A 22,969-nucleotide genomic window follows, 5' to 3' on the forward strand; every position below is an offset into this window, starting at 1 on the left:
TTAATAATTCTAAGTCAATAACCCGAATATCTACCTCTTTTTCTCTCACTAAATAGCGCCACTGTTCAAGAATCTCATCATAATTTCTTCCTAAACGATCAATCGATTTAATCACAATTTCATCTCCCTTTTTTACACGTTTTATCATACGTTTGTAAGCTACTCGATTGAAATCTCTCCCTGACATTTTATCAATATAAATCTGTTTTTGTGCAATCCCTTCTTTGTACATAGCTGTTAACTGACGATCAATGTTTTGTTCCTTTGTCGACACACGAATATACCCGTATTTCATAGTTAGTCCTCCTATTGTTTTTTTACTATTATCTCAAAGCAAAAACAAGATAAAAAAATAAAAAACAAAAATAAACGAACACTATAAAAATCCTGTTTCATCACGACATCAATGTGATAACAAAAGACAATTAAATTTATCTATTTTTATGTTTAGAGTTACTGTTTTTATAAAGGCACGGTTTTATTATTTAGTACATTCTCATTCAAAAACGATACATTAATAAGCTTTGTTTAGCTAACATTTTAAGTTGGTGTCCTCAAATATTAGAAAAGTTTTCTTTAAACACACGAACGTTATCTGATAAAAAATTATTGGATTTATGTTTCTATTTAAATGTCCCTATATTTGAAAAAAGAAACAAAATATGCACCAGTATTGTTGTAAAAGTAAAATTCAGTTTCTATACAGAAAAAAGAAAACATAACGAGTATTCTTATGGATACAATGAATAGTATACCCATATCTTTCATTTAAAAAGATATGTTGCGAATAAATATACTGATTTAGTTGCAAAATGGTTCGGTAGAAAAGTTAGCGAAATATAGTTTTATAAAATGTTTATGAATTTTTATATAAAAACAATTTTCAAAAACAGATATTTCTTATCTTTTCATTTTGAAAATATACAAAATATTGTATAAATAAACAGAATACTTTATTTCATAAGAAATAATAGTGTTTAAAACACAAATTACAATAGTAAGTTAGCCACCTCAGAAAGTTTCGTAAATTTTCAAATCAATTAACTAAATTTTCATTTTTGTGCTATACTGTCTTAAAAGAATTAAATTGATGCTTAATGCTTGCTATCCAAATCATTCTTTTGTAGCAAGCACAGTAAGTGTACGGACACTTACGAAAAAATTGATGAAGCAGACCTTCGGGAACTGCTTCTTTTTTTATCAATTTTTAGCTTGTTAGGGAGAACCCTAAGACCCCGAAATACATCTAAAGGAGGAACTATTTATGGCAAATAGAATACGAAATGAAAGACTTGAAATTAAACTAACAAAAGAAGAAAAGGCTCTTTTTGAGGAGAAAAGAAAACTTGCTAAGTGCAGAAATATGAGCCATTTTATACGCAAATGTGTTTTGGAAAAGGAGATTTATCAAGTAGATTTAGAACCTTTCCGAGATTTACAAGGTTTACTTTCCAATAGTACAAACAACATCAATCAGATTGCCAAGCGAGTAAATTCGACCGGTGTAATCTACAAAGAGGACATCGATGATATAAAAAATGCGATTGAACATTTCTCAAAAGAGCTATGGCAAATTCATTCACTGCTGCTTAACAGGACTTCCGGAGGTGATTAGTTTTTATGGCTATTACAAAAATACACCCAATAAAATCGACCCTTAATCTTGCTATCGAGTACATTGTAAATGGAGATAAAACAGACGAGCAGCTTTTAATCAGCACTCATAAATGCCACGAATCAACTGCTCACACTCAGTTTTTAAGGACACGAAATGATGCAGGAACAAAAGAACTGTTCTTGCAAGACATCTCATTCAATCCTTTTTACCGGGAGAAACTACGCCTGAAATGGCACACCAAATCGGTATGGAGCTATGTAAAAAGATACTCAAAGACGAGTACGAATTTGTCTTATCTACTCACATAGATAAGGGGCATATTCACAATCACATCATCTTTAATAATGTAAATATGGTAACAGGTAGGTGCTACCAGTCTAATAAAAAAAGCTACCATAAAATCCGTTATCAAAGCGATAGGCTATGCAAAGAAAATAACCTATCCGTCATTGACGAGTTTTACGAAAGCTATAAAAAAATATAAGACTAACAGCAAGTCTTGGTATGAAAACGAACAGGCAAAGCGTGGTACTTCTTGGAAAAGCAGTCTTCAATTTGACATTGACAGAATGATAAAACAGTCTAAGGATTGAGATGAGTTTCTAAAAAAGATGGCTGATCTTGACTATGAAATTAAGTATAGCAAACACATTGCTTTTAAGCCGAAAGATAAGCCAAGATTTACAAGAACTAAAACAATCGGAGAAGATTATACTGAAGAAAGATTAAAAGAACGCATCGCAGAAAGAGTATCTATTAAAACTCCTGCTGTCAAAAAACACATCGGCAAGGTTATTGATATGAACACCAATATAAAAGTAAAAGAAAGCAAAGGCTATGAATATTGGGCAACCAAACATAACCTTAATACAATGGCTGAGTCTGTCATCTATATCAGAGAACATGGCATTAAATCCGTTAAACAGCTTGATGAGTATATCCAACAAGCAGCCGACAAAAGACAAAATATACAAGAAAAAATCAAGGCTATTGATAAGAAAATGCAGGAGCTTTCTGTAATTATGGAGCAAGTTCACATTGTCAAAAAATATAGGGAACACTATAAAATATATAAGGCTAATCCATCTGATAAGGCTTTTTTTGAAGAATACAAAGCTCAGATTACACTATATGAAAATGCCCTTTCAGAGCTTAAAAAATCATATTCCAAGTTGCCAAATTCTAAGGGTATTTTAGATAGACTTGATAAATTACAAGAAAAAAAGAATACCCTTATGCAAGAGTATTCTTCGTCAAAATCTACTATGAACGAGCTTTACAAGATACGAAAAAATTATGGAATTTATATGGGTAAGGAGATGGAGAGATAGGCTTTTAAATCTTCTTATTGCTTTAATAGAAATTTATGAACAGCTTCTAATGTAAATGCGTATGATAAAATTGACAAAAATATTACTATAATGCTAAGGAACATAACCGATTCAAATTGTTTTGTTTTAGCGATGAAACGACGAACTGATTGTATCGGTTTTTTCTTTTTTCTATCAATATAAACACTTATTACTCTAAGCAATAATATATAAGATATTAACTGTTGAATTATTCCTATAAATACGCCAAAAATTTTATATACCGATGCAAAAAGATTTCTTCCATCTGTTATTGTTGCACTCATTGTTGTCGCCATTTCTCTAAGATTAAGTCCATAATATAAGGTCAATGCAGAAACAACTATTAAAACTGCGATGAATTTAACTGTAACTTTTTGAACTTCTTGACTAATAGATATAACAAATAAAAATAATATACATATTATCAGTGGGATAAGTCCAAACCACTTTAAAAACAAAGAAATATAATCTACATATTCTTTAAAAAAACTAACTACTATAGAAGCTACAAACACTCCTGCAATGATTAGCAAAAAAAAATCATTGTCATTAGAATTTTCACTTCTAACATTTTCAGCTCGTCTTATTGTAGTGTAATGATAATCTGGAGATTCAATAAAAGTGGTTTTAGTAGATATTTCTATCTTCGTATTAAACAATTTTAATATGATATTTTTAATTTTAGAAGTTAAAAATTTAACTTTGTTAACAAGTTTTATTATAAGTAAAATTAAAAATGATGCTATTAGTCCCTTGATAATATCTTCAGGTATTGCTTTTACCAATCTCCATAACCAATATATAATTGTATCAGGCATAGTCATCACTCCCCCTAATCCTTTTCTAATATCATATCTAATAATTTATATCCCAATGCAGTAATCCTAAATTTCTCAATGCCTCCATTAGCTTGAATCGGTATGTTGCCAAAATACATTGCTGATGTTTCTTGATGAAATCCCTCACAACAATATAATCTAAATAAATTAAGCATTGCCAATTCATATTCTTCTTTAGACAAACAAAGATGTTCTCGTACAACATTGCCATCTACGTACGAATTTTTGTTATACCTAAGATTATTTCTATCTAAACTGGTATGAATTGCTGATAAAATACGAATTTCATTTTTAGATAGATTTTTTAATATTTCTATAAACACCATTGCTATGTCTGTACGATTTTCAGCAAACTACCAATTAGAAAGAAGATTAGCCCACAAATCTTGCACTTCATCCTCTTCTTCCATAAAAGCATTACCTAATATTTCAAATAAAAATTTTGGTGGCAATGGTGTTTCTTTGCCAATTGAACTTCTTTTCGTTTTTTTCTGATCATATTTGTCAAAAAACTTTACAGCATTATTCCATCTGTAATAATTCAGTTTATCTAATAAAACATCTCCAATTTTTGCTAAAACTCTATTATTACTATTCTGTATCCTAAGCTTCCCTCCTATACCACAACTGTTAATTTCTATTTCATATATCTTATCTTGATTCTCCATATCTCTTCACCTCTTATACTTACTATAATTTTTATAAATATTCCATACCATTCCATTTACTGTCGATAGTGCAAAAAAACAAATACTATTCCCACTTAATTTCTTCATTAACTTTTTGGTGAATATCTACTCTATTAACAACATCGATTACATTTACTAACCAACCATTTAATGTACAACTTCTGATAAATTCATCAATTCTATTAACTCCATTCATTTCTTTGAGTGTTACAACAACACCAAACCTAACTCCTATACCATCTTGAGGAGCTAATCGGTTATTTGTCTTTACTTCCATACCCCAGTTTTTATTTCTATAAGAGTCTTTTGGTATCATTCTTTTTGTAGCACTCTCTGCGATATACTTTACATTATCCCATTTTCTAAACTGCTTTCTGGCTTCACCTTCCAAAAGATAATTTCTTTCTCCCTCTGAGGTGTCTTCTGTATTCTGTTTATCCCCCTTAATATCCTTGATTTTTTTATCATCCCCTATTCTCCCAAAATGTAAATTTAATTCCGTATTTGTATAATCCACACCTTGCAATCTATCACACAATGGAAAATAACACATAGTAGCCTTTGCAATATATGGATACTTGTTATCCTTTAGAGGCACTGGAAAATCGTAGCTATAAGTATTCCATTTTTCACTAACGTCTGATACCACAAATTTTATTTCATCATCTTTTGTTTGAATAATATCGTTTATATGAATTGGTACAACTCCATGCCCATATAAAGCAACTTCCTCAGGAGTCGGTTTTTCATCCCAACCTCTTGCAGCGTCAATAATCATGGCTTTTGCAACTTCTCTATTAAGTCCCAACACATCAATTAAATAAGATAATTTTCTCGCAATCCAAGGCGCAGCATAAGAAGTACCAGCAACACTCGCAGCCCCTAAAGGTTCACAAACCCTAATGTACTCTTCTTCACTGCCACCATAATAGCTCACATCAGGCTTTGCAAAGAAAGATAATACTAATCCTTTACGAGCATATTTAGTAGACAGCCCATTCTTACTAACTGAATTTACAACTATACTATTAACAGAATCTGCCGGAGATCCTATTTTTACTATATCTGCACTTGGTTTATTTGTTCCTGCCACAACAAATATTACATTGTTTTCAAACTGAATTTTATCTAATGTTGCAGCTTCAGCAGAAATAAAGTTGTCATTAATTTCCTGATTACTACCAAGTGAAATATTCCAGACTTTTATATCTGAATTGTTTACTACAATACTCTTTATTTTCTTTATTATTGAAAATGAAGAAAATTCAGCACCTACCGCTACTCCAAAATGCCTAACCTTAAATCTTCCGCAGCCATCGTCCAGCCAAGGATTTAATCTTGCTCCATCAACGATAATGGAAGATACTGCTGTCCCATGATTATAATCTTTTGGATTTTTTGGTATATCTTCTGAGACCATATCATGATATTCAACCCAATCACTAAAATAAACACTTTCATCAAATAAGGTATCTATCACACCAATTGTTGGTTCAATAGTTGGGGATGATATAGTTACCATTTTTGTTTGATACTCATTTATAAAATCATCAGGTGATAAACTTGACAAATCAACGGTTGCCATTGAAACAAGATAAGGTGCTTTTACGAAAAGTAGTTCTATCTGCTTTTCGTCTAAGTAAACAGTTTGATTATCTAAAATTCTGCTACTTAAAATATCTATCCCTAATCTTTCAAATAATAATTTTGTATCTTTTCTTACATCATACAAAGTTATAATACTTTGTTTTACATCTATCGTAGGTAACTCTACCTCAAAAGAATCAATATACGATACATCTGCAATCACCTGTTTAAATGTAGACATACTTACAGAAAGGTTTTTAAAAACTTCTGAATTAACAATACTTTTGTCTTCAAATTTGCTCTTGCTGATATTTCCTTCAAATTTTTGAGATAATATATTTGAAGTATTTACAATTAACTCTATGCTTTTAGTTAAATCATCCTCATCAAGAAAATACGTTATTATATGCTTACTCTTATCTAAATTAAATTTTGCACCAACAATTGCATCATTAGAAGTCGTCCCTTTAAAAAGTCCTGCAATTCGATTACTTTTCGCAACAATTTTATTATAATAAACACTAATTAAAATTCCTTCAAATGGTTTTGTTTCTTTATCCCAAAATTCTTTAATTTGGCTTAACTGAGATTTTAACCTTAACAAATGCTGTGTGCTAACATCATTTTTTCCATTCATGGCTATACCACCGCCATTAACATTTCTACGTGCTTGTACAAAGCGTTTCCCTTTTAATTCCAAAACATTATTCACTATCTACTTCCTCCTTTTTCAGCTTTCTTGATACAGCACTTTTAGACTCCCCTTTTAACTTTTCTATTTCTCTTACAGTAAATCCTTCTTCATGAAGTTGGCTTATGTCCTTTTGATCCAGGTTTCCTATCAAACTATTGTACAATCTTTTCAAATAATCATACTCAGAACCAACATCACTAAATGCAAGTGATGTTTTTATAATGTTTTTTAATTCTCCGGGATAAGGTATTTTCTTTGCTATCCTCAATATTTTTTTAAATAATCTTGTATCCTTGGATATTCCTTTAAAATTCTTGATAAATGAAGAAAAATAATATTCAGCAACTTCTATTAAATCCTCATCACTATACCTATTGAAATTAATAACAGCATCAAATCTCCTAATTAATGCTTTATCAAAATTTGAATATAGATTAGTTGTTGCAATAAGTACAATCTCTTTATTAAGGTCTGTCAATCTATCTAATTCTCTTAAAATTGTGGATGTTACTCTTCCCATCTCTCTAATATCATTAGAATTAATTCTATTCAATGCAATAACATCAATTTCATCAAATAAAAGCACAACCTTATTTGCATTTGGAAGCATATTTATTTCTCTAAATACTTCTATTATGTTTTTATTACTCTGTCCCAACTTGCTCTCTATCAAGTTTTCAAAATCCACCCTAAAAAGAGATCTATCCAATAATCTTGCAACATTTTTAGCTGCTTCTGTTTTTCCACTTCCCGGTAATCCTTCAAATAAAAATTTATTAATACCAAGATTATGGTTTACAGCGTTAATAATACCTTTTATATCTTCTGTTATTTCAAGTGGTAAATTTAAAGCCTCTAAATTTCTTATTTCTACTTGTTTTAAAAACTCACTTTCAAAATCACTACTTTGTGGTGAATATAAATTTGATTCAGATATTAACCCCATAATATATTCGGATAACTGATAATCTCCTATGCTATCAAAATATCTTGCTATTGCTATTGCCTCATTTCTAAAGGAATTTTCATTCCTTTCCACATGGTATTTTATTAAATTCAAAACATTTTGTTTTTTCATATTGCCATACCTCCTATTTTTTTATTATTATATCATAAATCGGGACATGTTTCTATATTTATGGGACAAATATTCAAATTTTAATTTCTACATCAAAGGTTATATTAGCGATCCTTCATGATTAAAAAAAGCCGGTGCAGTCCTAAGACCACACCGACCATATATTTATCTCTCAGCTTCTTTTGATGCTTCTTTCTTTTCTCTAGGCTTTTCCTTATTATCTTCAGCCTGATATTTCTTGATAGCTCCAAGAACAGATTCTTTCTTTTCTTCCTGTCTTTTCATTTGTTCTTTTGCCTTTAAGAGCTTTGAAGAAAGTATCTTGATGTTAGTATGTTCCTTACCGTTATCATCAATGGAAGTTCTAATCTGTCCAAAAAGCTTCACAAAATCTCCCTGCTTAAAATCCTTTGGAATATCACTCTTTTCTCCATAAGCGGATCAATTATGATATACCTTATTTTCCTCATCATCTTTAGATACAACAGAGAAATTTGCCACCTTAAAGGCTTCTCCATTCTTGTTTTCTCTTTCAACTACATCGACCTTGCCGACAACATTTCCAACTATATTTATAAGGTTATCTTGTTCTTCCTGAACATAAGGCAGATCTTTTATCTGTCCCTGTTCTCTTAAATCTTCAATCATATAGTCAAATTCCTCGTGCAGTAAATTAACGGTGTCATTGTCCATATAAGCCTCATAGAGCTTGTCTAAAGCACTTTCATCGTTGATACCTTTTTCCATGCTGATAACCGCCTTAACAAAGTCATTGTGATTATCATTGACCATATCTTCAATTCTATCTCTCATTGTTTTGTAATCCATGTTTTTATCTCCTTTCATGGTAAAAGGGAGGTTGCCCTCCCGTTATCGTACATATTCCTGTTCTTTTGTAATTTGTTTTTCCTCTGTCTTGCTCTCATTTTGATAAGCTCTTATCTGACCTAAAATAGATGGCTTATCACCCGTTTTCTGTGTGGCTTCCTCTTTGGTATACAGATTGTCCTCCACATCATAAGTTGACTCAAAATAGTCGCTGTCCTTAAAGTCATTGTCATATCTGTCAGTAATTCCATCATTATCAAGGTCTTTAGAAAGTAGATCATAAAAGTTACCTTCATCATCAATGTCAAGTCCAAGTGCTGCTCTTAAATCTTCAGAATCCACATAGACTAAATCTTCAAAAGAAGATAGCTCAATCTCATTTTTTATGTTCTTTAGAGTTTCATTTTCTCCCTTGTTCTCATAATCAAAACTCTCTGTTTTTATTGGTATATCATCAATATACTGTGTCCATGTATTATCCTCTAAATTAAGCTCATACTGAATACCATGTCTTTCATCTGGCGTATTCGTATAGGCAATGCCTATGTGCTTCAAATCAGGATACAAGGTGTTAAAGTCATCATAACTATGATTTTCTTTGTACTCTCTGTTACAGAAATCAATAATTGCTCTTTTTACATCTTCTACAAGTGGATTATCATTTCTCTTTTCTTCAACATCTCCAATGTCAAGCAGCTTATTCAGTTCTGCCAAGCGAAGTACCTTACTCTTTAATTCATCAGCTTTTTCAAACGGATTTTTTAATTCCTCTTTGGCATTTTCAAGCTGCTTTTTTGTGCTGATGAGCTTTTCTTCAAGCCTCTTTAATTTCTCAGGCATTTTCTCAAGAGCGTTATCCAGTCTTGTAATGTTACCGTCCGCACTCGTTCCAAGCTCTCCTGAATGCTTTGTAGCACCATTTAAACTAAAGTCATGGGCATTGGTAAAAAAGTTGTAGCTTACCTCTAAATCTATATTTCTGTACTTGCCGATAATCTTGCTTCCATTGATTTTCACTTTGGAAATGGCTTCAAGCAGCTTTTCTCCAGCTAACTTCTTATCGGTAATCTTTTCTCCAAAAAGGGTAATGGAAGTAAACTTTTCTTCTCCTTCCTCTTTAGGTTCAACTTCCGATATATCTTTCCTTACAGCTTCTATTAGCTTTTCCGTTCTTGCAATTTCTTCCGGATAGTTTTTCGCTACCTTATTCTAATCTGTAACGATTGGACTTATAGTTTGATTCCAACATCTTCAGCTTCGTAACCTCGTTATCCAAATCCATCTTTTCTTTAATCTTAGGATCACCTGTAGCAAGAGCTTTAATCTCTGCATAGTTTAAACTGCTTTCATCTACATCTTCCGCCACACGAGCAGGAGTCTTTGAAGTCATAATCTGTGAAATAAATTTCTGTTTGTTTTCTATCGTCTGACACAAATAGGCATAAAATGTGTTCTCTGTAACATAACGATAGATATTTACTTTCTCATTTTCGTTACCCTGTCTTACAATTCTACCCGCACGCTGTAGGCTAAGTACCCAGCGCCTTACCGTATTACTACGGCAGGTTTCCAAATACTCGCCCCCGAACCGTACGTACACCTTTCAATGTATACGGCTCTCCATTTATAAACTCAATCTAACTTGCCATGATGTAATTTCTTATGGCAATCTTTACACAGTGCTATTGTTTTCCGTTGTCTAGAAATCATCAAACGTTCCCAAAAAGTCTTTCTCTTTAAATCCTTGAGTTTTCTCACATGATGAATTTCAATGGGACTATTGGTAACTTGACAGTACTCACAACGATTTGCTTTTAATCTATCAATTAAATTGGTTCGGCTAAAATATTTTGCCGTGTTTGGTAAATTATCATTTTCTAGGAAAGATTTCTTTTGACGTTTAAAGCCTCCATTATAGAAATAACGGATCATTGTATCTCCTTTACGTCCAATATACTGTATCCTAAACTGACCATCCTTTTTATATTTTCGGATGATGTTAGATTTAGTCGTACGATATTTAGTCGCATAGGTCTTATACATGCTATATTCCATAATGTACTTAAAGCGATGAAGAATAGAACTATTATTGGCGATGCGATAATAGTTATAAAAACCTCTTATTTCCGCATTAAAGCGTTCTAAAATCTCTAAATCATCACAATCTTTCATAAAATAACGAGCTGTTGGTTTCCAAACTTCGTGACCTCTATGATAAGTCATTTTCATAGCCCCATAGGACAGTAATCTATCTCGAATCGTTTCAATAGAAACCTCTAAAACCAATCTACCTGTATAATTTCTGACCAATCGTCCTGCCGAATCACGTTTGGCTAAATTGGATTGGCGAATGTATAAGTGATAACCTAAAAACTTAGCTTTATCTCTTGCATTGGTAATCAGGGTCTTCTCTTCAGAGAGTTCCAATCTGAGAACTGTTTCCAAATAGTCCTTAATGTCTGCTTTAATGCGGCGAGCATCCTCTTTACTTCCAATCACACCACAAATAAAATCATCTGCGTATCGGGTATAGGTTAGCCGCTTAAAACTACTATCCATAGGGTCGCTGTGAGGAATCAATACTCTTTCTTTTTCTAATTGACGGATACGTTGAATGGCTTTTAGGCGTTGATTTTCCGTTGAAGCACACTTTAGTGTTCTTCTTGCTTTCCCCAATGCAATCTCGTTTTGGCGATATTCTGGGGTGCGTTTACGGTATTTCCCTTCACAGAAGTTCTTCACATAATCTGTCATATATTTATCAAACTTATCCAAATAGATATTGGCTAGAATTGGACTGATTATTCCTCCTTGTGGAGTTCCTGAGTAGGTTTTGTAGAATTTCCAATCTTCCACATATCCTGCATTGAGAAATTTACGAATCAGGCGTAAGAAACGCTCATCCGTAATTCTTTCTCGTAGAATTTGAATCATCACATCGTGGTTGATATTATCAAAAAACGATTTTATATCTCCTTCAATAAACCACTTTACTCCTGTATAGGTTTTCTGAATTTGAGTAAGTGCTGAATGACAGCTTTTATTCGGACGAAAACCATGGGAAGAGGATTCAAATTGTCCCTCGTAGATGGCTTCCAAAATGATTTTGATAACCTGTTGTAAGAGCTTATCATCAAATGATGGAATACCTAGTGGGCGTAGCTTCCCATTCTTTTTAGGAATATAGGTTCGTCTTGATGGATGTGGCTGATAGGATTCATCTTTCAGGGAATCAATCAATTGGTCAATTCTAGCGATGCTCATACCATCAATCGTCAACTCATCTACTCCAGGTGTCATGTGTCCTGGGTTAGCGTAAATCGTTTGATAGGCAACTAAGTACATTTCTTTGTTGTAAAGTAAGCGATAAAGTCGCTCAAATCGGTAGTTTTTATCTTTACTGTGTTTTGTTAGATTATTTAACACATTTTGAGGATTTCTCATGGTGTCTCACACACCTTCCTTTCCATTATGTTAATGTTATAAACTGTTCCCCTTCGCCATGTACGTGCCATTAACACGCTCGGACTACTATGGAAACTCCGTTACCTTATCAAATATTCATAAACCTGATGTTTAATAGCTTTTACAAGCATTTTGACTTAGGTAATCTCCGTTTAGCTGGTATAGTAACATAGCTTGATAATTTCATCGGATAGGACGTTCATCTGTTTTCATTTACTATGAATACGCTATGGAATCCCTTTGCTTCACTACCTCGAACAGTGATAATGAAGTTCCATAGTATGAGGATTTTAGTTATCTTACCTCACAGTCCCGACACAGACCATTTAGACTATCCTTCAATCAGTTTAGATTTTATCCTTATAATTATCTCAGTAACAACTGTTACATTGTCATCTCTTCACTCAGTCGTGATGTGATAACTCATCAACTTATGAGTTTCCCAACGTGCTTTGTTCCCTGATATTTGGTTTCCCTCACAGGTCAGTTGGGTGATGATAGGCATTAAGGTCACGCCTACTACTTTGCCAAAAGTAGATTTACTATACCGCCTTTACGGACGCACGTTCTAAGTCAGAGGGTCTCCAAGGAACATCCACATCATGTAATGCAATTAGTTTATCTTGTACATTTGTACCTGCTCCCATTTTTTGTGTTGACCCAAGTAATACTCTTACTTCTCCTTTTTTTACTTTCGCAAACAATTCATCTTTTTGTTTTTCATTATTAGCGTCATGTATAAAAGCAATTTCTGTTTCCGGTACTCCTAGATTAACTAGCTTATTTTTAATATCATTATAAATATTAAATTCACCATATCCTTTAGGTGTAGACATGTCAGAAAACACAAGTTGTGTTGATTTCTTTTCTTTTGTTTTATCCCAAATACTAAAAATATTTTTTACACATACATTCACTTTAGAATTTTCATCATCAGGTAGTAATGGATTAATTAATCTTTGATCTAATGCTAATTTCTTACCATCATTAGTTATTTTAAGCATATTATCTTCTTCAGGTTCTACTCTTTTATCACGAACTTTATCAGCTCTTTCAGATAATGATTTTAGTATTTCTTTTTGTTCTTCAGTAGGTTTAGTTACAATTGTTTCATAATGTGCTGTTGGTGTAGGTAAGTTTAACATATCAGCAGTTTTTATATCTGCTACATCTTTAAACATACTCATTAATTCAGGAAGATTATAAAACTTAGAAAATCTTGTTTTAATTCGGTATTTATCTCCCTCAGGTGCTAATTCAATTGCACTAACTGTTTCACCAAATGTTGATGCCCAAGAATCAAAATGTTGTAGTCCTTTTTGTTGTAATTCATCATACTGCAAATACCTTTGCATTGTATATAATTCCGTCATGGAATTACTAACAGGTGTACCTGTGGCAAACACAATTCCTTTTCCATTTGTCATTTCATCCATGTATCTACATTTCATAAACATATCGGAGGACTTAAAGGCTTCACTTTGACCGATTCCTGCAACATTACGCATTTTTGTATAAAGATAAAGATTTTTGTAGTTGTGTGCTTCATCAACAAAGAGCTTATCAACTCCTAATTCCTCAAAGGTAATGACATCATCTTTCTTAAAATCGTCATTTAATTTCTCGAGCCTTGTTTCCAGTTTCTTCTTCGTCTTTTCAAGCTGCTTTACCGTAAAGTTCTGATTTCTATCATGCTTATATTCCTCAACATAGTTAATGATTTCATCAATCTGATCCTGAATATGCTTCTCTTGATATTCCTTAGACATAGGGATTTTTTCAAACTGCGTATGCCCGATAACAACGGCATCATATTCCCCTGTGGCAATCTTCCCGATAAATCTCTTTCTGTTTTTTGGCTCAAAGTCTTTCTTATCAGCCACCATAATGTTCGCAGACGGATAGAGCTGCATAAACTCACGACCGATTTGTCCTGTTAAGTGATTGGGTACAACAAACAAGGACTTACTACACATTCCAAGTCTTTTAGATTCCATTGCAGAAGCTACCATCTCAAAAGTCTTTCCACTACCCACGACATGAGCAAGCAGGGTATTTCCTCCGTAAAGACTTCGTGCGATAGCGCTTCTCTGATGAGGTCTAAGTTCTATTTTAGTATTCATTCCCTCAAAAGAAAGATTACTTCCGTCATATTCTCTGTTTCTTATCGAGTTAAAACGCTCATTATACAGTTTTACAAGGCGGTTTCTTCTTTCCTGATCGTTAAATATCCAGTTCTTAAATTCTTCTTTTAATAACTCCTGCTTTTGTCCTGCAAGCATGGTTTCTTTTTTATTTAGGACAGAAGTTTTAGAACCGTCCGGATTTACAATCTGGTCAAATACCTTTGTTTCTTTAAGGTTTAGAGCATCTTCAATCAGCTTATAGGCATTTACCCTTGATGTACCATAGGTCATTTCAGCGAGGTCATTTCCTCTATCCCTACTTTTACCTTCTACATTCCATTCACTTGTCAGGTTTGAAAACTTAACCTTAATATCCCATCTTGCATATCCCGGGGTTTTCAGCGTTTCAAAGATATATTTCTCAATATCTTTAATCGGTATCCAAGTTGCACCAAGACGCACATTGATTTCACTTGCTTCAAGCTCCTTTGGGAGAACTTTCATAAGCTCAGCCTTTTGGTATTCCGAACGATTCATCTCATAGCTAATCAGTTCTTTTTCTTTACCATCTTCTGCATAGCCAAGATGGGGGAGTTCTCTTTCCGTTTGTCTTAGCTTTGCAAAGTAGCTGTCTACGATGGCAATCTTATCCCTGATATTTCCTGATAGGTACTCATCTTTTGTTACATAGCCATACTTATAGGAGTTGCTATCATTGGCACAAGCAAAAGGTAAATCTCCATCTTCCAAGTTAAAAGACAGTGGTCTATAAAAGTTTTGTTCCTCTCTGATATTTAGATAAATCTCTCCCCTAAGTTCCTCAATCAAAGTCGGTCTGTCTTTACCTGTCAGGCTTTCCATATAGTCAAAGTCTACATATCCTTTTTCAGATACCGATAAAACAAGGGCTTCTAAAGAAGTATCAACATGATCTATGACTTTAGCCTTTGTAATAGTTCTTTTGGAGAAAATATCTCCCTTTGCCTTGAAATTTTCTTCTTCATCAAGGATTTCAATGGAGGAAACAAGTGGAAAGTTGCTATCCTCTTTTAAAGCTCTGGTATTGCTTAAATTATTTACAAAGCCATGCTTATTAGAAAAACGATCATAGACTTCATTTAGTTTTTCCTGTGAAGCCTTGATTTCTTCCTCACTAAAATCTTCTTTCTGCTTGTAAATCACATCTTTTAAGGCAGCATTCAGCTCAAGATAATCCTTGATTTTTTCTTTGTTTTTATCCGTTAACTCTTTCTTTACAAATAGGGAGTTTTCTCTGTAATAGACTTCATCATCAATTAAGGTATAAGAGAAGTTCTTTACATCATCCGTTGCCGGGATTGAAGTGATTTCATCATCTAAAAGCTCTATTTCTTCATACTTGGCATCTTTTGAAATTCTTTCTCTTGCAATCTCGATACGATCCTTCAATGAAGCCATATTTAGCTCTGTGCCTAAATAAGCTATCGGCTCACAAGTTAGAGTTTTTCCAAATCTTCCGCTTACTTCACGCATTGAGCCAAGTACCTGTTCAGGATGATCAACAAAGTATTTGTTATATACAAGACCGTTTTCATCTTCCGCAAGGTGTATCCAATCTTCATCACGCTCTAATACGCTATCTCTTTTCTTTAGAAAGATAATATCGCTTGTTACCTCTGTTCCGGCAACACTCTTAAAAGTATCGTTCGGAAGTCTTATCGCTCCTAAAAACTCAGTCCTTGCTGCAAGATAACGTCTGACACTTTCGTCCTTTTTATCCATTGTTCCACTTGATGTGATAAAGGCGATGACGCCGCCGTTTCTGACTTTATCAATAGACTTGGCAAAGAAATAATCGTGGATAAGGAAGTTATTTTTGTTATACTCCCTGTCATTGACCTTATATTCTCCAAAGGGAACATTACCGATAACTGCATCGAAGAAGTTATTGGAAAAGGAAGTTTCTTCAAGTCCTTTAATCTGTATATCACTTTCAGGATATAAAAGTTTTCCAATCCTACCGCTTATAGAGTCAAGCTCTACACCATAAAACTTTGACCTACGCATTTCATCAGGAAGATTTCCTATAAAGTTTCCGATGCCCATTGATAGCTCAAGGATATTTCCGCTCTTAAATCCCATATCTGAAAGTGTCTTATATACGCCGTCAATAACAGTTTTCGGTGTGTAAAAGCTCGTTAGGGTAGATTCTCTTGCAGCTTCATATTCTGCCTGAGATAAGTTTTCCTTTAGAAAGCTCCTCGCTTCTTTCCACTGTCCGCCTTTTTCTTCATCGAATACATCAGCAAGTCCACCCCAGCCTACATACCTTGCTAAAACTTTCTGAGCTGTACTGTCAAGCTCTCTTTGCCCATTCTCCACTCTATTAAGCATGGAAATTGCTTCAAGGTTATTATTTAGCCTTTCACTTGGAGATAACTTTTCAGGTAATGTTTCTTCCGTAATCTTGAAGTTATGAGCTTCTGTTCTCTCTATTTCACTTTCTTTAGCAATAGTTTCAGGCTTTTTATATGTCAGATTTTCAAATACTCTCTCAAGATCGCTTTCAAGACGATAAGGAATTACATCGGAGCCTGTTATCATACCGCCAAGATATTCGGTATTATCCTTAACTGTTACCGTCTTTAAGTTATTTCCCATATCATCAAAGCGTGTGATGGTGTAGTCTTTCCCCTTATAGTTCACTTCATCGCCGATGATAAATTCAGGTCTTTCAAGACTTATTTGTCTTAATAAATCCTCATTATCTGTAAAGGCTACAATCGGGATTTGATGATTACCTTGTCTTACAGGATCAAGCCATAAATCATTTCTTCCTGTAATTTGATTTTTAGAAAGCTCTCTTACTTTGTACTCCACATGATTAAAATAGACGGTATCGCCTTCTTTAACTGCAAACTCATCTGAAAGGCTGTCCTCTTTTTCATTAAGCTCTACTTATTCTTTTTCCTTTAGATAATCAAATAAGGTAGCCTGAAAAGGTTCTGCTTTTATGCTTTTTTCTACTTCTTCAGGTGCTTCAAACTCTGTATTATTCTCCTCAAAACTTAGCTCTCCATTAAAGACATGATGAAGCTCCTGCTCATCCATCTGCTTTTTAAGTTCACTGTCTTTAAGTTCTCTAAAGGTCTTTGGAAAATCCTCTAAAACAAGCCTTTGGACATTTAATTCCTTTAACTCCTCAAGATTAAAATATCCCCATTCAGGTTCTATCCCAAGTACAAGTCCAAAAGCATCTTTACTTTCCCTGTCATATTCCGTCATATACCAAGTCCAGTTAGAACGGAAAGGAATAATATATGCTGCATGAACCTCTTTATCCGCTAAAGCTACATCTTCCTGTGCGTAAAGTTCAGGTACTCTTTCAAGCATTTCATCAGTCATTAAGTTTTCAGGATTATCTTTAGAATAATATTGCGGTGCTTTTGCTTCTTCTATCTCTGACTTACTTTCTATTTTCTTTTCTTCAAGATAAAGATTTTTAGAAAGCAGCTCGTCAATATACTTTGCCATACTTGACCAAGTAAGGAAAACATCATTACAATTATTCTTCTGTAATTTAAGTCCCTTTGCATCGTGCCATTCATCACTTCCCATTGCACCTGATACTGCATGACTTCTACCACCTATGCCATATTCGTCTTTTAGAAAATTAGCTTTTTCCTGCAAAGTATGAGTTTCTTTGAAAAACTTTGTTATTCGCTCTTTTCCTCTATCGACGCCACTTCCTCTTGAAAGATTTTCAAGGACTTCATCTTCTGTAATAAAGGACTTTACTTTTGGAAGCTCTGTTAGATTGGTACTATATTCCTTTCGTGGCAGCTCAAGTTCCTGTAACCTCTTATATAGACTATCTACCTTGTGATAGTGAAACCTTAATACATTTCTCTTTTCTTTGTATCCCCCTAAAAATCTGCCATATTCTTTGATTGTTTCCTTTAAGTATTCAGGATTTTTTAATGCTTCAGACAACCTTTTCGTTTCTTCCGGAAAGCCTCCTCCACTTGTTTTCAATAGTTCAAAATATCCCTGTGCTTGTCCTTCTTCGCTTAAATCATGCGTTAGATACCATAGTGATTCTGAAATCCGATTTCTTTCATAATCAAGAGCCTCAGAAAGATCTACATTTGTAGCAAACTTACCACTATCAAGAAGCTCATTTATTCTACTTGCTGCATCACTCCAGCTTAAAATTTGCGTATCATCTTCTCTTGCAGAAGTTCCATAAGCTAAATGAATGCCTTTATCCGAATACCAGGAAGATACTTCTCTTTCATCAATGTAAAATCCATTTCCTCCTCTAAAGGTATTTTTTAGATAATCTCCCAATTCTTCATTGCTCTTTCCTTTAGAAAACTCAGCGATAACAGGAAGTCTACTTCCATCATGATTTCCTCCGTTAATAAGGATAGTATCTATATCCCTTTCATTAAGCGGAATTGTGAGCCTCATCTGTCCGTAGGTATTTTCAGGTAAAGAAAAAGAAGCCTTTTCAGCCTCTTTTAACTCTACATTAGTATTATCTTTTAAATTTCCACTACTTCCTTGATTGTCATTTCCTTCAGAGCTGAAATCATCGCCCCATACTGTGGATGGTTCTCGTCCTCTATCTTCCACGCCTTCATCAATTTCGGCTTCTCCGTTCTCATAAACTCTATCGCTTGTTTCTGAATATCCATCAGGTGTCCTGTCAGCTTCTTCTCCTTGTATAGATCCACTAACATCTCGAAGTGGCTCTGCTCCTCTCTCTGTGATAAATAATCCAGCCTCATCACTGCGTAGGTCGGATTCGGATACTCCCTTATGAAGTCCATCTGTTCCTCCAAGCTGTTTAGCGTATTCTCCCTGATTTTCTCTATTATCTCGTCCGTACTCTCCATTTCTGAGAACTCGCTCATTTTCATTTCTTTTCTGATCATCTCGTCGAAGTACATTATTATCTCCTTTCTCAATTTCTTCTTTAATCCTATTGTATCCTGCTTCTTTACCTCTTAAAACTTCTTTTTTAAGCTCAAGCTCTTTGCTTCTTTGAATAGTTTCATCAATAATCTTTCCGCTAATATCCGATACGGTTTCACCAAGACTCATTAGGGATATACTGCCAAGTCTTTGAAAATTTTCTCTTAAAAGCTCATTATCCACAGGATAGTCTACCTTAAATCTTGAAGCTACTGCATAACTCGCTGAGTCCCTAACAAATTTGGTAAAGGATATTCTATCCTCATCAGCTATTCTAAGCTCATTCATAAGGCTGTCTATCTTTTCATCACCGTAAAGTTTACTTAAAGAAAAGATATTTTCTAAGGTGCTTTCACTTTCCTCATAGCCCTCTCTTGTTATCATTTCCTTTAAGACATCCCTATGAGCTTCCTTATCATATCTCCAAAGATTGACTTCATTGACCTCCCTGTTTCTTGAAACTGTCTGGCTTATATCAAAAATATATGCCACTTTTTTGTATGTGCCATAGTCCTCTAAAATTGGTATCCCTTTCTGTTCTCGCATAACTGTTCGGTTAAAGCGTTCCCTCCAATAGTCGAACTTGGCACAGGCTGTCGCTTCAGGATTTTTATCATAGATACTTAATTGACTTCTAAAGTCGTATCTTTGATTATTTCCGACAACTTTTAAGAGCTTCAGATACTCTGCTTCACTCTGCAGAATATCTTGATTTATAAGCTCCAAAATGTTATGAAAATCATTTATTCGCATGTTTACCTCCTTCTTTTTTCGGCTCTATAATAAATCGTGTTGGTGAGAATAATCCACCAGCACGATTTTGTATATAAAAGTGGACAAAAAAAGAGAAATACCTGTATGATTAAATCACCACAATTAAACAAGGAGGTATTTCTCATGAATTATTATACAAAAAAATTGTTGACATTAACAGAGTGGTTTAGAAAGAAATTTGATATTTTAAAAACCTATCAGAATAGTATTTATCAAGCTTTTACCATACTACCTTATTCAAACGGTATCACAGAAGCTATCAACAATCATATTAAAGTTATCAAACGCATTGCCTATGGCTATAGACGTTTTTCCTATTTTAGATTACGTATTTTAATCATACAACACCATTCCCAATGGCAGAAAAAGAATGTGAAAAAGGTAGTGAATGGTTAATGCCATTCACTACCAACATACTCACTATTTCTCTCCACCAACACAATTTGACGAAGAGCCAAAATAAAAAGATAGTGACGTAACATTTGTTACATCACTACCTTTTATGAGTCATCAACCCTATTTGACATAGAGCCAATAAATCATTTGATGTCTTGAGAGCTTCGTCTATCAGAATGACGCCAATAGCGTCTCCTACAAAGATGACTACAAAATACTGTACGCCTATCTAAAACACCTTCTAAAGTCTCAACTTTTCTTCCGCACTTCTTGCAAAAAAATTCTCGCTGACTTTTCAACTTAGAAATCATATTATTATCTCCTTTATTTTAAGATATTATGATAAACAAAGTACATAATTTATTTAAATAAATATACTAATAGGTTTCAAAAAATAATTAGATAAAGATTACTTCTTATCTTTTTTTATTCACCAAAAACAACTGATATTAATAGAAGTAGAAATGAAATATCTCGTTTTTTACTTCCTAGTTACATTAACTTTATATGGCAATATCAACTTGATATTTTATATTCGATTTATTCCTTTTCTTCTTCAATTCGTCTTCTTAATGATGCAATCATTAAACCTAATCCCAGTACAGTAGCTCCATAGAATATTGTATTTTGCTCTATTGCTCCTGTTTTTGGTAGTTTTTTGTTTTGATATTCATCTTTATTAGATGAAGTTGTACCTTCTTTGTTACTATCTACATCTATATTAGAGATTGATTTATTGAAGTTAAGTTTATCTTTACCAACTTTATTGTTATCAGGTAAGATTACGCCTAATTCAAATCTTGGCTTATCGTAATTAGGAGTATCTACATTAACTTCGTAGTTACCTTTTGCTATTAACTCTGTATATGGTATTTCTAAGTTATTAACTGTTACTCTGTTGTCACCAAAAATAATCGTTGCACCTGGATTTAAACGTAGTAGCTCTTCTTTTAGTTTATCTTTTGTTGTTTGATCAATGTTATTTGTATCAGATACTCTTATTTTATAAGCTGGTAATATGACAGAAACTTTTGATACCCCTGCTTGTTTTGCTGCTGTTACACCTTCTTTGTCTGTTGCATTACCTACTGCTTCGATCGCTTCAGTTGTAGCTGCATCTACTTCACCCTTAGCTTTGTCTTTTTGTTCGCTGCTTAAGTGTCCATTTTGTTCGATTGCTGCTTTGGCATCTGCTTTTGCTTTTTCTAAATTCCCTACTGCTTCTGCTTTTGCTTTCGCTAACTCGATTTTGCCTAATCCTTCTGTTTGTCCAGCTGTTATTCCTTCGCTATTTGTTGCTTTATTTATTGCATCGATTGCTGCACTTGTCGCATCATCTACTTCTTTTTTAGCTTTTGCTTTCTCTTCTGGACTTAGATTGTCATTTGCTGCTATTGCTGCATTTGCTTCATTTTGGGCTTGGGCTAATGCTGTTACTGCTGCTTGTTTTGATCCTGAATCTGTTGACACTGCGTTTATCGCACTTTCCCCTGCTTGTTTTTTGGAATCTACATCTGCATTTGTTGTTGCTGCTGCTATTTTCGCTTTTGCGTCTTTTGCTGCTGCATCTGTTGCTGCTTTTGCTTCTGCTTTTTCCCCTTCTGTTAGGTTTGAATTGTCAATTGCACTATCTTTTACTCGCTTAGCTTCATCGATCGCTCTTTCTGCCTCTGCTTTTTTAGCTGATGTTTCACTTACTGCTGCTATATTGTTTGCTCCAGTATCGTATGCTCCAGTAATTTCGTTTTCATCAGATATTTTTTCAATCGCTTCTTCTGCAGCTTTTTTAGCTTCTTTTGCTTGGTTTATTGCTTCTACTTTTTCTTCATCAGTTAAGCTTGAGTTGTTGATCGCATTTGTTTTATCAGCTAATTTCTTATCTAGATTTGCTTTTGCTGTTTCTTTTGCTTTTCTTAGGTTTACTTCTGATAGTCCTGCATCTTTTAAGCCAGGTATTGTCGATACATCTGTTGCACTGTTGATGCTGTCTTCTGCTTTCTTAGCTTCTTCTTTTACCTTGTTTTTTAATGCTTCTTTTTGAGAATTATCTAAACCTTGGGCATTATCTATTTCACTATTTGCACTCTCTACTCTTGCTGCTAGGGCTTCGATCGCTTCGGCTTTTGCTTTCGCTAAGTCAACTTTTGGTGTTGCACTAGTTTCTGCTGCTGTTACACCTTCTTTGTCTGTTGCATTACCTACTGCTTCGATCGCTTCAGTTGTAGCTGCATCTACTTCACCCTTAGCTTTGTCTTTTTGTTCGCTGCTTAAGTGTCCATTTTGTTCGATTGCTGCTTTGGCATCTGCTTTTGCTTTTTCTAAATTCCCTACTGCTTCTGCTTTTGCTTTCGCTAACTCGATTTTGCCTAATCCTTCTGTTTGTCCAGCTGTTATTCCTTCGCTATTTGTTGCTTTATTTATTGCATCGATTGCTGCACTTGTCGCATCATCTACTTCTTTTTTAGCTTTTGCTTTCTCTTCTGGACTTAGATTGTCATTTGCTGCTATTGCTGCATTTGCTTCATTTTGGGCTTGGGCTAATGCTGTTACTGCTGCTTGTTTTG

At 34.0% G+C, this 22,969-nt stretch carries 12 protein-coding genes and 3 pseudogenes; 3 read left to right on the forward strand and 12 right to left on the reverse strand.

Features of this window, described 5'->3' with window-relative positions; all coding sequences use genetic code 11:
* Positions 1-295 (reverse strand): recombinase family protein (locus GMA11_RS07815; protein ID WP_163546611.1); only part of this gene is annotated, 295 nt, incomplete at its 3' end.
* Between the two features lie 969 nt (positions 296-1,264).
* Here GMA11_RS07815 and mobC point away from each other — a divergent pair.
* Both mobC and GMA11_RS07825 read left to right on the forward strand, forming a co-directional pair.
* Positions 1,265-1,615: a plasmid mobilization relaxosome protein MobC gene (mobC, locus tag GMA11_RS07820; protein ID WP_163546612.1), complete on the forward strand. Its 351-nt coding sequence runs from the start codon at positions 1,265-1,267 to the stop codon at positions 1,613-1,615.
* A 5-nt stretch (positions 1,616-1,620) separates the two neighbouring features.
* Positions 1,621-2,949 (forward strand): annotated as a pseudogene (locus GMA11_RS07825) (relaxase/mobilization nuclease domain-containing protein).
* Between the two features lie 14 nt (positions 2,950-2,963).
* Here the strand turns inward: GMA11_RS07825 and GMA11_RS07830 are convergent.
* The 10 genes and pseudogenes from GMA11_RS07830 to GMA11_RS09535 form a co-directional block, all read right to left on the reverse strand.
* On the reverse strand, positions 2,964-3,788 hold the full coding sequence (locus tag GMA11_RS07830) for a hypothetical protein (RefSeq protein ID WP_163546613.1): 825 nt from the start codon (positions 3,786-3,788) through the stop codon (positions 2,964-2,966).
* 14 nt (positions 3,789-3,802) lie between these two features.
* On the reverse strand, positions 3,803-4,135 hold the full coding sequence (locus GMA11_RS07835) for a hypothetical protein (RefSeq protein ID WP_163546614.1): 333 nt from the start codon (positions 4,133-4,135) through the stop codon (positions 3,803-3,805).
* Between the two features lie 27 nt (positions 4,136-4,162).
* The gene (locus tag GMA11_RS07840) at positions 4,163-4,477 is read right to left on the reverse strand and encodes a hypothetical protein (RefSeq protein ID WP_163546615.1); all 315 of its coding nucleotides are present in this window, start codon (positions 4,475-4,477) and stop codon (positions 4,163-4,165) included.
* Between the two features lie 85 nt (positions 4,478-4,562).
* A complete protein-coding gene (locus GMA11_RS07845) occupies positions 4,563-6,797 on the reverse strand; it encodes a S8 family peptidase (protein ID WP_163546616.1) in 2,235 nt (744 codons plus the stop codon).
* Positions 6,790-7,857 (reverse strand): ATP-binding protein, encoded by a 1,068-nt coding sequence (locus GMA11_RS07850; protein ID WP_163546617.1) that lies wholly within the window; start codon positions 7,855-7,857, stop codon positions 6,790-6,792. The genes GMA11_RS07845 and GMA11_RS07850 overlap by 8 nt, the downstream gene beginning before the upstream one ends.
* A gap of 165 nt (positions 7,858-8,022) precedes the next feature.
* Positions 8,023-8,685, reverse strand: a pseudogene (locus tag GMA11_RS07855) (DNA-binding protein).
* Positions 8,686-8,727: 42 nt separating this feature from the next.
* Positions 8,728-10,210, reverse strand: a pseudogene (locus GMA11_RS07860) (helicase); the annotation flags it as partial.
* A gap of 107 nt (positions 10,211-10,317) precedes the next feature.
* Positions 10,318-12,129 (reverse strand): group II intron reverse transcriptase/maturase, encoded by a 1,812-nt coding sequence (gene ltrA, locus GMA11_RS07865; protein ID WP_163546618.1) that lies wholly within the window; start codon positions 12,127-12,129, stop codon positions 10,318-10,320.
* A gap of 563 nt (positions 12,130-12,692) precedes the next feature.
* Positions 12,693-17,135, reverse strand: a complete 4,443-nt coding sequence (locus GMA11_RS09530; RefSeq protein ID WP_370516582.1) for a DEAD/DEAH box helicase family protein — start codon at positions 17,133-17,135, stop codon at positions 12,693-12,695.
* A gap of 78 nt (positions 17,136-17,213) precedes the next feature.
* Complete coding sequence (locus GMA11_RS09535; RefSeq protein WP_370516583.1) at positions 17,214-19,988, reverse strand: hypothetical protein; 2,775 nt, start codon at positions 19,986-19,988, stop codon at positions 17,214-17,216.
* 144 nt (positions 19,989-20,132) lie between these two features.
* On the opposite strand from GMA11_RS09535, the gene GMA11_RS07875 reads away from it, so the two are divergent.
* Complete coding sequence (locus tag GMA11_RS07875; protein ID WP_163546619.1) at positions 20,133-20,405, forward strand: transposase; 273 nt, start codon at positions 20,133-20,135, stop codon at positions 20,403-20,405.
* A gap of 540 nt (positions 20,406-20,945) precedes the next feature.
* Here GMA11_RS07875 and GMA11_RS07880 read toward each other — a convergent pair.
* Positions 20,946-22,969: DUF1542 domain-containing protein (locus GMA11_RS07880; protein WP_163546620.1), on the reverse strand; the 2,024-nt coding region annotated here is incomplete at its 5' end.

Source organism: Granulicatella sp. zg-ZJ (assembly GCF_010892355.1).
Classification (GTDB): domain Bacteria; phylum Bacillota; class Bacilli; order Lactobacillales; family Aerococcaceae; genus WM01.

Coding starts and splice junctions, on each gene's coding strand:
- mobC (WP_163546612.1), top strand. CDS start 1,265: ATGGCAAATAGAATACGAAATGAAAGACTTGAAATTAAACTAACAAAA.
- GMA11_RS07830 (WP_163546613.1), bottom strand. CDS start 3,788: ATGCCTGATACAATTATATATTGGTTATGGAGATTGGTAAAAGCAATA.
- GMA11_RS07835 (WP_163546614.1), bottom strand. CDS start 4,135: ATGGTGTTTATAGAAATATTAAAAAATCTATCTAAAAATGAAATTCGT.
- GMA11_RS07840 (WP_163546615.1), bottom strand. CDS start 4,477: ATGGAGAATCAAGATAAGATATATGAAATAGAAATTAACAGTTGTGGT.
- GMA11_RS07850 (WP_163546617.1), bottom strand. CDS start 7,857: ATGAAAAAACAAAATGTTTTGAATTTAATAAAATACCATGTGGAAAGG.
- ltrA (WP_163546618.1), bottom strand. CDS start 12,129: ATGAGAAATCCTCAAAATGTGTTAAATAATCTAACAAAACACAGTAAA.
- GMA11_RS09535 (WP_370516583.1), bottom strand. CDS start 19,988: ATGCGAATAAATGATTTTCATAACATTTTGGAGCTTATAAATCAAGAT.
- GMA11_RS07875 (WP_163546619.1), top strand. CDS start 20,133: ATGAATTATTATACAAAAAAATTGTTGACATTAACAGAGTGGTTTAGA.